Consider the following 15,750-nt stretch of genomic DNA (forward strand, 5'->3'; position numbering starts at 1 on the left):
CTCAAATCTTATTGCTAAATAAAACGACACCTGTTCCAACGATTGCAAACAAACCAAACAAGGCGATTTGTAAATAAACTTTATGCATTGCCTTTTTGTTCACCTGTTCAATCATTTGAAGTGGCTCTTTTGCTGAAAGTTGTTTTTTTGTTAATGCTGTTTGTGTATCCTCGATCATTTTTGCCTTAACTAAAATGCGCTTTGTTGTTGCTGCTGCCTTATCACACGTCAATAGCGTTACTGTCTTTTCTGGATTTTCTTCGATGTAATTGACTTCTTTTTCATCAATTATCTTTTTCTCGCTTATTACATAGTGATAGCTTTTGCCTAAATACGTCATATCAATATGCTGTCCTTTTTTCGCATCTACTAATTTTCCAAACAATAAACCTTTTTCGCTTAAATGATGTCCTAGAAAAATCATATTTTCTTTCAATGGATTCCGGCTCGGATACATAGACGCTGCACCGATAAGCATAGCACTTTGACTGATTCCAGGAAAAATCGGAACAGCTAATGTTAATTCAGGGATTGATAATGCACCGATTGCCGTTGACTCCTCATTTTTCAACGTAAACACATCATTCATCGTCGCAGACTGCACTTCTTCAAATGGAATCGTTGGTAAGTTTGCTACGTTGTCGCCCACCGTATACTCGGCAGTTACTATGTGCTGTGTAAAAATTGAATTTTCAATGTACCGATAAGCGACCAACGCTAAAGCAATGTAGAAAAACAGCAGAAAATAAACTTTTTTATTCTTTTTCATTCGATTTTCCTCCAAAGATAAGCGTACCGGACAGACTTTCGAAAACATTCCCCAATTTAGTTACCGGGATTGAGCTACTTCCAAAATTCGCGACTTTCTTCTTACTAATCCCATTACTTGGTGCAAAACCAACAACTGGTTGTGCTGATTTTTTATTCCTCAACTTTTTTTCATAGAAGCCAACACTTGTTTCACGGGTATGCTCTTCTTCGTGTACCACATCTTCTTCTGCATGATAAAGTTTAGGAACACTTGCTTTTTCACCATTCATCATCATAACCGAACTAAACAAAAAAACGATTAAATATTTTTTCATAAGCTATTTCTCATTCCATAAATTTTTGATACCAAATTCCCAAAGACTTTCCAATCCTTTGAACTTGGCGGACTATTCCAAATTAAGTATTCACTCTCAACTACTTCGGATAGAACATCTGATAGATAGATATCTGTTTGAGCCGAGTACTGATTATCGACTTTTAGGGTAACAAACGGCAAATGCACAATATTATTGGCAATGTACTTGTTGTATTCTTCTCCTAAAGTGAAATCAATCGTGATTGTGATTGCTTGTTTTTGATTTCGATAGGCTTGACTGTTGATGATAAGTAAAAGTGTTTCTAATAATAGTTGTTGGCTTTCCGCTTGATTACCAATCACCGCAATCGTTTCTTTATTACGCAAAAATTGTAAAATTCGCTCTGCTTCTTGACCAAAACCATCAAAAAAGAAATCTAAGATGACATAAAAATGACCGTCTAATAGACTATCTTTGTAATAAGAAAATTTAAACAACAATTCGTATAACTGGTTATTAAGCTTTTCATCTGGTTGTTCGATTCCTACTGTAGTTAACAAATTGCGTGTTAGTTGCATAAGATCATTTTCTTTTTTTAAGCTACTGTCTTTTTCCTGAAAAAGATAATGGTTGACTCTCAAATAGTTGATCAACGTGATGACGTCTTCAGTTTTGACTTCATCCCGATTTTCCGCAAATTTGCGATAACTTAAGATAATTGGTTCCATATAGCGTTCATCAGTTGATACAAGCAATACCTCATCGCCACTATTTTGCTTGTTTTCTACCCTAAAAAAAGAAACCAAACAATAATACAGAAGTTTTGTTTTTTTCAATTTTTCAATTGGCTCGATTACTTTTAATTCTTGTAATTCCTCAATAAAAGCTTGCGCAGTTGTCCACTCTTCCGCTGAAAAAGGATTTTCATAATTTTTAAAAATATAAAAATAAATCTGTGCTAAAAAAATGCGTAACTTGCTTTCACTTACATTTTCAACCAAAAAATTCATTTGGTGCATCTCCAAAAATGCTTCCAATTTATTTTTGATGACATAGGAATAAGAAACACTTACATAGTGGTAATAGCTATAGTTCTCCATTATTTCTTTGGTGTTCATACCATTTTTTAAGAAGTAATCTAAAAGACTAAATAAATAAGATTCTCTACCATATTTCCAAATCAAACGATTGATAGAATCCAAACAGTTTTTCTTATAAATATATTTACTTTTATTTTTGGAGATAAAGAAGTAATCATCCAGCTCCATCGTTTTAAAGTCTTCGATTAATAAACCTAAAAGTTTATTTGCCCGAAAATAAGTTAAGTCAAATTGTTTTTCAATATCTTTGACTGCAAAAGAGTCAGTGTCTAAATTATCAATATATGAGAATAACATCAGCTTTGCTAACGTCTCTTTTTCAAATAGTTCCTTCATACGATTCCTCTTTAAAATAGCTACTATTTAGCTGGCGCTATCTTCTTTCTGTAGTTCATTCATTAATTTTTTGATTTTCTGATTTTTCTTACGAATGTAGATAAAGATAATAATAAAAAGAAGTAATAAAATACCACATACTAGAAGAATCAGGTAAAGCATCGTGTGATCTTCTTCCTTAGTTATTGCCGTTTTATTTAAATCAGCTGCTGTTTTTTTCGAAATAGTGAAATTTTGTTTGAATTCCCATTTTTCTCCTTTTGATTCAGCAGTCAGAGTTGCCGTGTATTTACCCGGACTCAATTCTTTTCCATCGGTTCGAATATCAAAGTTATACACTGAGTTTGGCGCTTGTTGCCCGTTTTCGATTTTCGTGGTGTATAACACCTTTTCTTCATCGGCTTTGCGAATGTCCCCCTTCACATTTAACTTATTGATAAACATTGCACTGGTATTTTTTAGAGGGAATTTAATACTATTTCGGCCGTTAATTTGTTCCACCTTGATTTTGCCAGCTTCGACAATCGGCTTTGTGATTTCTTTTTCGCCATGTAAAATAAGTGCAATCGTGTATCCATATTGATTTTGGACTGCCATACTGCTCTTATTTGCAGCACTGTCTTGCGTTTCTTTAGAAATCTCTTCTATCAAATTGATTCCGCCTGCTACAACTCCATCAAACGTTTTTTCTGGCGCAGTAATTGTATAAGTTAATTCTTTTGTTTCATTGGCTTTTAGCGCAATTTTATCGACTTGGACTTTCACCAACTGTTTCATATCATTTGTTAAGTTTGCTACTTCAAACTGTTGACTATTCTTATATTCCACAACACCATTACTATTTGTTGATGCATGATCCACATTTGTATCGACTACAATTGGATGGTTGGCATTATTCGTCACTTGAACGACTAACTCTGTTGCTTCTTTCGGTTTCAGCTGTAAATCGTAATACGATAACGACTTATCTACCTGTTTCTCAGAAGGTAATGGATTTACTTGAAAATCAACCGCAGAAGCAGACACGTTTTGAAATGAGTAAAACGTACCTACTGAAATAGCACATAATAAAAAAGCCTTGACTTTGTTTTTCATCTTTTTTCTCCTTCAAAAAAATAGGAATAGATAGCCGGATGACTGTCTATTCCTACACGTTTACAAATGGTTAGTTGTTTGCAACTCCATCTGTCAATACCCAGTTAAGCGTAGTAGTATATTGACCAGCCACTTTAACTGTTGCACCAGGAACGCTTAAAGATGCAGCACCTTTAGCAAAATCTTCAATTGCTAAACCATTACCTTCACCTGTTTGAGCATCCATGATGACTGCTGCTTCATTGGTAGTTTTCAAAACAACACCTGCTTTTTCGTGAGCAACTGCTGTTGAACTTGTATCAATCGTTGGTGAAACTAATGTAATTTGTGCATTTGTTAATTCATGTGTGTTATTTTTAAATTGACCAGCTTCAGAAACTTGTAATGCCCAACCAGCTTCAGTACCACGTAAATCTTGAACTTTGCTGAAAGTATCTGATTCAGTTGTATAGTTTTGGTCAGTAGCTGAGATTTCATGCATACCAAAGTCTAGGTCAGCAGCCTCTACAAGTGTCAAAGCGCCAGTATCTGGTGCTTTAAACCCAACTTCACCAGTTGTATCTTTTTGATCAATGTCACCAGCATAAACAGTTGCCCCAGCTGTTGCAGATAATAAAGTTGCAGATAATACGATTCCCATAATTGCTTTTTTCATTTTAAAATTCCTCTTTTCGTTTTTTTAATAAATAAATGACCCCAATAATCATCATGGCAACTCCAAGAAGTGTAATCGGGTCTGAGTTAACAGTACCTGTTTTGGGCAGGATGCCAGAGCTTATTTTGTAAGAACCTGATTGTGTCGTATCAGGAACAAGTTGTCTTGTATCGTTGTTCACTGTATTATTTGTTGTTTGATCGTTATTATTGATGATCTGATTGTTTGAATCTTCTTGTGAATCACTTGTACTACTATCCTCTGTTTTGTAAAAACCAACGTTTGCTTTACTTCCACCAGAATCAGCGACTTGCTCTGCTTGAACCTGTGAAGCAAAACCAAAGAATAAGATCAAGGATAGTAATGCAGCGAATCGCTTGTTTCTTTTTTTCATAGCTTTCTATCCCCTTATTCATTTGCTACAACATCGTTTAGATCCCATTCGATCGTTGCATCGTACGTATCCGCAACAGCTTTTCCACCAGGAACGAATAATTGAAGAGTGTCGGGTTTTGACTGCCAGTCTTGAGACACATTCAGTTCATCATGGTTGCTTGTTGTTTGATTATGGATAACGACACTTTCGTCTGTTGTGATTGCTTGTTTACCTTGTGTCGGATTATTGTAATACAGTGTAGCACCTAATTTTTTGCTCGTTGTTGTGCCAATGAATTCTTGATTCAATTTTGCAGTTAAGCTCCAAGTAGATCCATTTTTACGTAAATCTTGGACGAGTAAGTTCTTATCCAAAGATTCTAAAGAGTAAGTTTCATCTCCTGCTGAAATGGTGTGCTCGCCAAATTGCAGTTGAGTTGGCGCATCAACAAAGAGAAGTTTGCCTTGATAAATATATGTGACTGTTTGAGGTTTATCTGTAAATTGCCCCTCTTTATTATCAGGTTCATCTAATAAAGTATAGTTATCGATTGTTGCTGCTTGAGAAGTGTAAGGATCGCCAACTTTTCCATTTAGAACCTTTGCTTCAGCAATTTCATTTTGATCTTCATCAACATACTTCACAGTAACTGGCGCACCATCTTGTTTTTCCAAAATCGTAACGGTTGCCGTCTTAGTTGAGAGATGTCCAGAAGAATTTGTCACAGAATAAGTGACTTGGTATTTACCTGGTGTATCTGCTTGGACTTGACTATCATCAACAACTACCTGATTACTGATATCACCATCATTGGTATCTTTAGCCACAATGTTTGCCAACAATTTTTCTTGACGATTCGCGTCTGTTAACTCACCAACGTAAAATGTTTTGTCTTCCACACTTAAATTCGCAAAGACTGTACTATCACCTGTGGTTAAGAAACGATTGTTCAAATTAAATACCTCTGATTTTTCCGTTGCACCGCCTTGATATTTAACATAGACAAAAGACTGCGTTGGATAAGTGATACTATCATTGGTAACATGTACTTTCACACTGACTTCATATCGACCTTGTGGTTTAATGTACCCACCAGAATCATCTTCAGATTGTAAGACAATCCAAATTTCTTGCGTTGGCCGTGCCGCATCTAAATGAACTGTGTAATATTGAGCTGGAATCACTTCTTGCGAAATCGTTTCTCGTACAACGATGTCTTGTGGATCGATGGTCGTTTGACCGTTACCGTTTGCTCCGATATACCAAGCAAATTCGTAATGTTGATATGAAGGCATTGTATTGTTACCTGTTGGGTTTGCTTGAATAAAGTTTTGAATTTCATCCGTTGTTCGATTAAAGTTTCCAGTTGGTAAGTTATCAATGTCTGAGCCATTTTTTCCGAAGAAGTTTCCGACATCTAGTGGTGAAATCCCCCAATAGGCGTTGACCAATCCATAAACAGGTGGTGTCTGATCATCGACGATCAATTCAGGCGCACTATTATTTGTTGGAATTTCTACGGCATTTGAAACAGTTGTAACTGTTACATCATAAGTTGTTCCAGGGTTACCTTTCACTGTGGCGTGGAAATCAATTGAAATATCCGAATTACCAAGAATATCTTTTTTCACCGTAAAGGTAATTATGCCATTTGTATCATCAACAGCAACATCAAAATATTGTGCAATATTCGGATCGTTCAAATCAAGACTCGCATAATCAATTGCTTCAGGAGAAATCGCCACTGTGATCACAGTTCCAGCAGAAATCGTATCACTATCACTATTTATTAGACTAACTGTTCCATTATAGACTTGACCAATTGCATATTCAGTTGCATCTGCTGAGTAAGACACCGAATTATCCGCAATTTTTGGAGTTATTCCGGGGAGAACATCTTTTTTGATTGCATCATCTGCTGTTGTTTCTTTTTCTGTTGCACTCGTTTCAGTTTCCGTTATAATGGAACTTGAAATATTTTTTTCACTGGACTCTTTTTCGGAAGTATTTGTTGTCTCACTTAAATTTTCAGAGGTTTGAGTGCTTGTCATTTCAGTTGCTTCCGATGAGAGAGTTGTTTGGTCAGCTGTTTCTGCATAAACAATTGTTACAAGATCATTTGTTACTGATAAAGTTAGAAACACGCTACTTAATAAAACAAACTTCTTATATGCTGAACTTTTCACTTCTTTCACCTCCCTTCAAATGTATTGCACCTAAATAACATTTCGCTGTTATTTACTTACAAACCCATTGTACTAATCAAAAAAAGCCTTTTCCTCTTTAATATTTAAAAAAATTTTTCAATTTCAAAGAATGAATAAACTTTCACAAGCTAATTACGCTAGTTAAGACTTATGCACTGATAAAGAAAAATGCTAAAATTCCTGCAATTACCACTAAATAAACCAAATTTTTTCCGAAATAACCTGCGCGATGTTCTTTCTCCGTCTGATGACGACTTGTTTTTTGATCTAACTTCAAATTATTTTGTATTTGCATATTGTTCACCTTCCAAATCTTTGTATTGTACGGAATGTACTGTTTTGTTCCATTTGTTTTGTGGCTTGAACCACGTAAAGAAGCCTACGATTTGCGCAATCATATACGTTAACGAATTATAAATAAAGCAGTAAACCAAGCGAATGAAAAACAGGATTTTTTTCCACCAAGTGTTTTTCAATTGGAAATAGTCCTTCCCTTCTTCAATAAAGTAAACGGTCGGTATAATCAAAAAGTTGAATGCTTCCATTGTTAACCAGAATGTGATAACAGAAAACAAATTAGGCAAGTATTTCAACAAACGAATATCAATAATTCCTAATGCTAAAATAATTAAGTAAGCTACCGGACGAACCATTGAATAAGAATAAAATAAGGTTTCAATCTTACTCATTAGTTCATTGAAGTGTTTTGATTTAAATAACGACTTAATTTGTTTAAAAGTTGTTGAAAATGCTACATACCAGTGTCCTTGCGCCCAACGTGTTCGTTGATGATGGCTTGCTAAAAAGCTATTTGGTTTTTCATCATGGACAACTGCAAACTGATTCCAACCACTTCTTAACCCATTCATTGACAACTCCACTTGCAACTCGAAATCTTCGGTATAACTTCTTGGATTCCAGCCACGTTCCATTAAATATTTTGTGTCTAAAATAAATCCTGTGCCACCAATCGCTGCATTCCAGCCTAAAACATAATTGGCAAATTGAACCGCACGATTAGTAATAAAGTACACAGCAGAATAACCAGATGCTGTAATCGATGTAAACACATTTTTCATACCCAAATATCCTTGGATGACTACAAATTCCGGATGAGCAATACTTTGTGAATTCATTTCTGCTAAGTAGTTAGGTTCCACAATATTATCCGCATCAATAAATGCAATATAATCATACTCTTGCCAACTTTCATTATTGATGAAGCTTGCAATTGCATGTGGTTTCCCTCTTGGTTCATCAGGCTTCGATGTGTTTTCAAACACTTTTGCTTTGCCAATACTCCGTACAATCTCTGCTGTATTATCAGTGCAGTTATCAGCAATCACCACAATGTCAAATAAGTTAGGATCGTAATCCTGATGAACTAACGCTTCGACAGTTTCTTTGATTACTGCCGCTTCGTTATGCGCAGGAATCAAAAATAAAAATTTCTTTTTCGGAGCAACTATTTCATAATCTCTTTTTGGCGTGATGAGACCAAAAACAGATAATGCTGTAAAAAATAATAGATTTGCAAAAACAAGTACAATCAACGCTGTACAAATCCAAGATAGCGGTTCAAATAAATAATTTGGTAACGTAAACAATTAAAATTCCTCCTGTCCTTCTATTAAATAGTAGCACCCTCTTGGATAGTCAACTTCCCATTATTTAAAAAAATTTTTTTCAGATATTGAGAAGTCAGCCAACGAAAATTAGTATAACAAGCATAATTTATGCTTTCCTCTTCAAAATTCAAAAAATAAATGACGCTTTTTCAAATTTCATGGAATCAGTCTCTACTTATCTTTTAAAAAAACTACTGAAAACTCAATGATTTTCAGTAGTTCTTCTATTTTTTTCTTCAAAAATTTTTCTTTCAAGTGCGGTGTAATTTTCTGGAAAATTACTTTGATCCCAATAATAATATCGTTGTTTTTTTGGCACCTTTTGTTTCATGAGCGAATAATTGATTAAAAGTAAATCACAGGAGTTAGTTGAAATATCCTCAAGAATAATGACTTTGACAAAGCCAAAGCTTCCCAAAAATGATTGCAAATCCTTGATACATATGATTCCCAATTCTTTAGGTAAACCAACGGTCACTGATGGCACGCGATACTTACGGTAGTGAAGTGTCAACAATACACAGAGCACCAATAAAGGTCTGCTTTTTGTTGCGACTTGTAGTTCCTCCTGTTCAATCACTTTTCCTTTCAATGCGACTAACGTTTTTTGATAGCTAGCTGGTAACAATTGTTGAATAAGCTGGATAATTTCTTTGGCTTCTTCCCCAATCAAGTTGTTGACCATTCCTGAAAAAAGCAAGACATCATACACAAACTCACTGTCACTGATGATTTCAAATTGATTTTTTTCAAGTAATCTCAGATACGTTTTGACAAACTCGGCTAATTGTTTGTTTTGTTTTAATTGTTGTCTGGCAAATACTCTCTTTTGTTCCGTGGCGATCCGCTCATTCAAGATAAACAAATTGATAAACGTGCTCAAGAATTTTTTCTCTGCACTTCTGACCTTTTTCGGTGTGTGATGCCATAATTCAGCATAAGGAGCTCCATAATCGTAAAAGAGGGTATGTAATCCGTCCTGTAACTCAAAATTCGTTAAATATTTTTTTAATAAATAGCGACTTTCCAACACATTTAATAGCAAAACCAGCTGCTGTTTTGTGATAAATGAGCTATCTTGATTCGCAATCACCTGATATTTCTTTTCATTACCTAGACAAGTAAATAAATTTTCTTGCCCGCGATATCCCCACCACAATGAAAAGTAAAGAAAGATCCGATAAGCCGTTTCTTGAAGATCGTTTGTCGTTTTAAGTGTTAGATTCATTTGATAAACTGCTAGAAGATTTTTTAGCAATTGAATTTTTCGATGAAAAGTTGAGATACTAATCAAGTGTTTTTGCGCATAACTGAGTTCATTTTTATTAGGATGACGCACTTTATAAACTAAATAGGTAAACGTAACACTTTCTTTTTTTAGCAAAAATAAACGATAACTGTCAATCGTAAATAATTGTACTTCTTGCTCCCGAAGAACCTTTCCCGTTTTTAAGATAAATTGCGATTGACCATGTTCTTGTAACTCATCTTGAATAATTTCTTTCGTCAATGTTTGTATTCCTTGATAGGAAAGATTAAACTGTTTTGCTACACTTTTTAACGAAACTTTTTGTTCTTGCACAATCAAATATTTAAATAAATGAAGTTTGTTTCGACTGTTTGACTCAAAAAATAAGGTTTCAAACATCCCGTCAACTAAATGATTCATTTTGCTCACCTATATTCCCTAACTTTTCCAATTTTATCTCCTATTATTATGTACGCAATAACGTTCAGTCCTACCCAAACTTAATTAACATATTACTTTCATCAAAATGATTGCCATAATTAACAAAAGAACTCTTTACTAAAAAAACATAATGTTTTTCTTATAATAACATTTTAACTAATTTTATTTCATAAATAAACAAAAAAAGTAACACTGCCTGAAACTTCACTAACGGGCAGTGTTACCTTAAGAAAATCTAATAATTTGAACTAACTTAATGATACCATACTTTTTTTATAATACAAATATTTCGCTAATAAAGTAGCAAAATGGATTTGAAAATCATATACGGAATAATGTCAGATATAAAAAAACATTTATTATCCAAAAAAATATGTTCAACTATTCTTAACTTTGGATATCTTTTACTCATAGCTAGACAACAAAGTTAAAATTTCTAACGGATGATCTGTTTGCAACAATTCGTTCATACGTTCAGGCTGCTTCTCTAAATAATGAATGACGGAGAATAATTTTTTGAATTCTGGATGTTTCAAATCATTTTTCTTGACCGCCAGCAACAAAACAACACAGATTTGCTCACCGTGCCAAGTAATTGGTTGCTTCATCGTCGCAATCGAAATCGTTGAATGCTTCACATAAAATGGATTGCCATGGGGAAGCGTGATTAGTGATGCGACCCGCGTACTCGAATGGCGATCTCGCTCTAAAACAGATTCAATGAATTCCGGATGAACATATTGATTTTCAACTAAGACATTTCCCATGAAAGACAAGATTTCTGTAGGGTCTGTTAAGTCTAAATGTGGGAAAATCAAGAATGGATTCGTGAAATTTGCCAAATCAAACGTTTTTGTTCGTTTATTTGGCACATGCTCTAGCATGTATTTCGCCAACCTCGATAAATCGGTTTCCGTAATCATCGGTGAAATTTCGATTACAGGAATGCTTTCATGTTGAAAAGGGAGCGTCGTCAAAATAAAATCAACCGGTGGAAATTCTTCAGCATTCAGCTCAGAACTATGCTCAACTAAATCCAAAATTGTCAATTCAGGAAGTTCTCGATTAAGTCTCGCTTCAAGAAAAGTTGCCATTGCCTTTGAGTATTCGCTAACTAAAATCGTTTGGTATCTCCGACTTTTTTGATGCTGGTGGCGCTCGATTGCCGCTTGGAAATGGATCGTCAAATAAGCAATCTCATCTTGCGGCACATAAAAGGGTTCTTTATCAAAATAATCCTCCAAAATCAATTGCAGAACTAAAAATAATTGCGTATACGTGCTAAAAACATTTTTCGTTAACGGATTTGAAATCGTTAATCCATAATTCAAACGAAAATAAGTGGAAGATAAATGAGAACTTAAATTTTGTGCCAAAAGCTGGTCTTCTTTCAATGAATAACCTAAGAATTGCTCAACTTGATCAATCAAATGAAGGGCTAATTCATCTGCTTCACCTTGAAAGCGTGCAGCAGACTGAGATTTAGAAAATAAGTTAGCAATTCTTAACGCTAAATAGTTGATTTCATCCGGTGAAAATTCAATTGGATACACGTTTGCTAACTTGGCTAAGACTTGGCTACTGATTTTTTGCGCTTGCGTATGATTGACTGCTTCATTTTCATCTTCACTCAATTTGACTTTTTGCAATTGCTTCATGCGTTCTAACATAAAATAAATATGAATCTCAACAGTAGACAAGCCTGCTGGTTCCTCTAGCTGATTCTCGTAGAAGACATCGCGCAACGTATGTTGGATTACTTTTAGTGTATCTTTCGCAAAAAATTCCTTCAAGGATGGACTTTGTGGATCTGCCTTTTGCATATTACGCAATGTTTTCACCAGCAGTCGCCTTTTTTCTTGCTCGTCACCGGTGATAAATGTGCCCAGTTTTGTTTTTGACACTAACGCTAAATGATGTTGTTGGAAAAAACTTTGCAAATCTGTTAATTCTTTTCTGACTGTTCGGCGACCAACAAATAATTTCTCTGCTAATTCTTCAAGACTGAGACCGTCTTTTGCAACTAACAAATGAAAAATCAACAATTGCCTTAACTGGCTTTTCTCCAGCTCCGTTTCAGTCTTTTCATTCAGCAGACGTTTGACCTGATCTTTTTCATGAGGTAAGCCAACTAGTAAAATACCTGTTCCTTTTTTTCTTTCAATAATTAAAGGTAATTGGTGCGCATTCAACCAGTCTTCGATTTTGTTTAAGTCACTATGGATAGTGCGCTCAGAAACTTGGAAGCACGTTGCTAATTCTTTGGTAGTTAAATAACTATTATTTTTTATTAATTGATAAATTAAAGATTGCTGGCGTTGATTCATTAAGAAAAGAAGCTCCCTTCTGAATAAAAAAATCGACTATGATAACACATCTATTATGTCTCATCACAGTCGATTTTTCATCTTATGTTACATTTCGCTTAATAATTGATTAACAGCCGCTTTATTTGGGGCTTCCATCAATGCTTGACGGAAGTCATCATCCATTAATTTGCGTGAAAGACGTTGGAGAATTTTTAAGTGCATATCTCCTTGGCTATTTTCTGGAACAGCAATCATAAAAATCAAATGCGCCGGTTCACCATCGAGTGATTGCCAATCAATTCCTTGTTGACTTCTCGCAAAAGCAAGTGTTGGCTTGGTAACATGGGCTGATTTACCATGAGGGATTGCGATACCCATCCCAATTCCAGTTGTACTTTCATTTTCACGAGTATAGATTGCTTTTTTAAACCCTGCTGTATCTGTAATGTGACCTGTTTTCCCTAAACGTTGTACTAAATCTTCAACAACGGTATCTTTTGTTGTTTCAGTTGTGTCTAAAACAATCGTATCATCTGTCATGATTTCTGTGATTGAATCAAAATTTTCTGGAGCAATCGTTGGTTCAGTTTCTGCGTCTTCTACTTCGTCTAGGTGCATTGCTCCGTTTGGTGTCGCAACAACTGGTGTAACTTGTAAAGTTGGTTTCAAGATTCTTAACATTAAAACAGTTACTGCGATTCCAGCAATCACTGCTGCAAAGAACATTGCCACATGATCAACTGCACCTAACACCGCTACAATTGGTCCACCATGTGCAACGTGGTCAGTTACACCTGAAAGCATCGCAATTACACTACCAGTCATCGCACCAACTACAATACTTGGAATAACACGTAATGGGTCAGTTGAGGCAAATGGAATCGCACCTTCTGTAATCCCAAACAAGCCCATCGCTAACGAAGCTTTTCCTGCTTCTCGCTCAGTTTTTGTAAATTTCGTTTTCAAGATCAATGAAGCTAAACCTAACGCTAAAGGAGGAATACAAATTGCAACTGCAATTGGCCCCATAATTGAGTAATTTCCTTCAGCAATCAATCCTGATCCAAATAAAAAGGCAACTTTATTAAATGGTCCACCCATATCAAAAGCAATCATCGCACCAAGAATCATCGCTAAAACAACTTCACTTCCACCTTGCATACCTGCTAAGAATTGTGTCAATGAATTAAACAAAAGTGCAACAGGTTCACCAATAACATAGATAAAGACAAAGCCAACTGCCAGTGAACCTAAAATCGGAATGACGATAATCGGCATAATGGATTGCAAAGCTTTCGGTACAGGAATTTTTTTGATTCCCAAAGCAATAAATCCAGCCAGGAACCCTGTGATGATCCCACCTAGGAAACCAGCGTTTGCATCACTTCCATATAAAGCACCGTTAGCTGCCAACATGCCACCGACAAACCCTGGAACTAAGCCCGGACGATCCGCAATACTTTGCGCAATAAACGCTGACAAAATAGGAACCATCAAGCCCATAGCAATTCCGCCAATACTGTTCATCGTTGCCCAGATCGTGCCTTCAGGAATTTTGATTCCTTCTGGCGTCGCTGTCCCACCTAAAGTCAATGAAATTGCAATCAACAACCCACCGGTAACAACAAACGGCACCATATAAGAAACACCATTCATCAAACTTTTATAAACTTTTTTCCCTAGTCCTTCTGTTTCGCCCTTGTTCTCAGCAGAAACATCTGTCAGAGCGCTTTCAAAAACAGGCGCTTTTCCTGTTAAGATATCTTCAACTAATGTATTCGCATGATGAATGCCATCTTGAACACCCACATTGATTAGTGGTTTACCACCAAAGCGTGATTTATCAACTTTCGTATCAGCCGCGATAATGACACCTGCTGCTTCTTTGATGTCGCTGGCTGTTAACTCGTTCTCTACACCAATCGAACCATGTGTTTCGACCTTCACTTCGACACCAAGTTCTTTCCCAGCTTTTTCTAAATTTTCAGCAGCCATGTATGTATGGGCAATTCCAACTGGACAAGAGGTGATTGCAACAATTTTTTTCATCTTTCTTCCACCTTTCTTTCTACTCACTTAGTATATAAAAACGGTTTCTTTTTATTAAGGACAATTTGATTCCGAAATAACGGAAATTTTTGTCATAAAGCTTTTACTTCAAAAAATCAAAACAAAAAACTGTAGCCGATCACTTATTCGTCATCGCTACAGTTTTTTTGCTAAAAATGCTCAGTTACGTTATTAGCTAAATGTTATCTATAAGGAAACTGGCGTTGCTGTTTCCTTTAATACAGTGTTCAATGCCTCGATATTTTCTCGACCAGTTTGGTTTAACCATTTGCGTGCAGCTACTTCCCCTTCAACAATGAATGGTTCCACACCATTTGCCCATGTTGCTCGTCCACACAAGACACCATTAAATGTTGACCCTGCCGCTTTAGCAAAGCGCAATGTTTCTTGGAACAACTCGGCAGACACTCCTGCACTCAAAAAGATAAAAGGCAATGAAGTTGCTTCTGTCTGCTCTTTGAAATAAGCCGCAGCTTCAGCTTGTGTATAAACAACTTCATCAGTTGCATACCCTTCAACATAATTCATATTGACTGGGACTTCTACTTTCAATACATCAACATGATAGCGTTCGCGAGAAAATTCTTTCATCATCTCAATCACCTTATGTGGTTTAACTTTGGCATATGCTGAAGATGCGCTATCCGCATTCTCAGCGTCATAAGAAACTAGCTCTAAGAAGAATGGCAATTCTTCTGCTTCACATTCTGATCCAATTCGTTCAATAAACGCTTGTTTTCGTTGATTGATTTCGGTAGCTTCATCCACATCGTAGTACAATAAAAATTTACAGGCATCCGCACCTTGTTCTTTTAACCGTTTCACTGACCAATCCGCTAAAAGGTCGGGTAATCGTCCCGGTGTCGAAGCGTCATAACCTGTTTTTTCATAAGCTAAAAGTAACCCAGCACTCTCTGCACGCGCTTGAGCTGCCGGCAAGCCATATTCAGGATCCAACAAAATAGCTGAAGCATACGGGGTTAATTCTTCTGAAACGATTTTTTTGAAGTTTTCAATTTGTTCATCTGTTGCGGGGGTTGCTTGATGTTTCGCAATCATTTTTTTCAATGCGCCCCGTTGGTCAATGGCTAATGCACTGATAATTTTATTTTCATCCGTTAATTGCTCAATATATGCTTGTTTTCCTTTAGTTCCGATCATTGATTTTGCACCGTCCTTATTGAGTTTCATCATCAATCACTTCAATGTTTGATGTA

The 15,750-nt window shown here is 35.9% G+C and carries 13 protein-coding genes; all 13 read right to left on the minus strand.

What is annotated here, in order from left to right:
* Position 1 precedes the first annotated feature (1 nt).
* Positions 2 to 769 (minus strand): class A sortase, encoded by a 768-nt coding sequence (locus IGJ76_RS08010; protein ID WP_071869201.1) that lies wholly within the window; start codon positions 767 to 769, stop codon positions 2 to 4.
* Positions 756 to 1,085 (minus strand): hypothetical protein, encoded by a 330-nt coding sequence (locus IGJ76_RS08015; protein ID WP_430596546.1) that lies wholly within the window; start codon positions 1,083 to 1,085, stop codon positions 756 to 758. The genes IGJ76_RS08010 and IGJ76_RS08015 overlap by 14 nt, the downstream gene beginning before the upstream one ends.
* A complete protein-coding gene (locus IGJ76_RS08020; protein WP_071869199.1) occupies positions 1,082 to 2,503 on the minus strand; it encodes a hypothetical protein in 1,422 nt (473 codons plus the stop codon). The genes IGJ76_RS08015 and IGJ76_RS08020 overlap by 4 nt, the downstream gene beginning before the upstream one ends.
* 27 nt (positions 2,504 to 2,530) lie before the next feature.
* On the minus strand, positions 2,531 to 3,598 hold the full coding sequence (locus IGJ76_RS08025) for a DUF916 and DUF3324 domain-containing protein (protein ID WP_083571985.1): 1,068 nt from the start codon (positions 3,596 to 3,598) through the stop codon (positions 2,531 to 2,533).
* Positions 3,599 to 3,668: 70 nt separating this feature from the next.
* Positions 3,669 to 4,253, minus strand: coding sequence for a WxL domain-containing protein (locus IGJ76_RS08030; RefSeq protein ID WP_430596547.1), 585 nt, complete (start codon positions 4,251 to 4,253; stop codon positions 3,669 to 3,671).
* A 1-nt stretch (position 4,254) separates the two neighbouring features.
* Entirely contained in the window at positions 4,255 to 4,647 is a 393-nt protein-coding gene (locus IGJ76_RS08035) for an LPXTG cell wall anchor domain-containing protein (RefSeq protein ID WP_071869197.1), read from the minus strand.
* 14 nt (positions 4,648 to 4,661) lie between these two features.
* The gene (locus IGJ76_RS08040) at positions 4,662 to 6,815 is read right to left on the minus strand and encodes a MucBP domain-containing protein (protein ID WP_284590418.1); all 2,154 of its coding nucleotides are present in this window, start codon (positions 6,813 to 6,815) and stop codon (positions 4,662 to 4,664) included.
* Between the two features lie 169 nt (positions 6,816 to 6,984).
* A complete protein-coding gene (locus IGJ76_RS08045; RefSeq protein WP_270344820.1) occupies positions 6,985 to 7,131 on the minus strand; it encodes a hypothetical protein in 147 nt (48 codons plus the stop codon).
* A complete protein-coding gene (locus IGJ76_RS08050) occupies positions 7,115 to 8,443 on the minus strand; it encodes a glycosyltransferase family 2 protein (RefSeq protein ID WP_270344819.1) in 1,329 nt (442 codons plus the stop codon). Before IGJ76_RS08050 ends, IGJ76_RS08045 begins: the two co-directional genes overlap by 17 nt.
* A gap of 223 nt (positions 8,444 to 8,666) precedes the next feature.
* Entirely contained in the window at positions 8,667 to 10,133 is a 1,467-nt protein-coding gene (locus tag IGJ76_RS08055; RefSeq protein ID WP_270608541.1) for a helix-turn-helix domain-containing protein, read from the minus strand.
* A 425-nt stretch (positions 10,134 to 10,558) separates the two neighbouring features.
* Positions 10,559 to 12,481, minus strand: coding sequence for a BglG family transcription antiterminator (locus IGJ76_RS08060; protein WP_430596548.1), 1,923 nt, complete (start codon positions 12,479 to 12,481; stop codon positions 10,559 to 10,561).
* Between the two features lie 87 nt (positions 12,482 to 12,568).
* On the minus strand, positions 12,569 to 14,512 hold the full coding sequence (locus IGJ76_RS08065; protein WP_067481229.1) for a PTS fructose transporter subunit IIABC: 1,944 nt from the start codon (positions 14,510 to 14,512) through the stop codon (positions 12,569 to 12,571).
* Positions 14,513 to 14,719: 207 nt separating this feature from the next.
* Positions 14,720 to 15,694: a tagatose-bisphosphate aldolase gene (gene lacD / locus IGJ76_RS08070; RefSeq protein WP_176694878.1), complete on the minus strand. Its 975-nt coding sequence runs from the start codon at positions 15,692 to 15,694 to the stop codon at positions 14,720 to 14,722.
* Between the last annotated feature and the right edge of the window lie 56 nt (positions 15,695 to 15,750).

This window comes from Enterococcus sp. DIV0175 (genome assembly GCF_050529075.1).
Classification (GTDB): Bacteria; Bacillota; Bacilli; order Lactobacillales; family Enterococcaceae; genus Enterococcus_B; species Enterococcus_B thailandicus.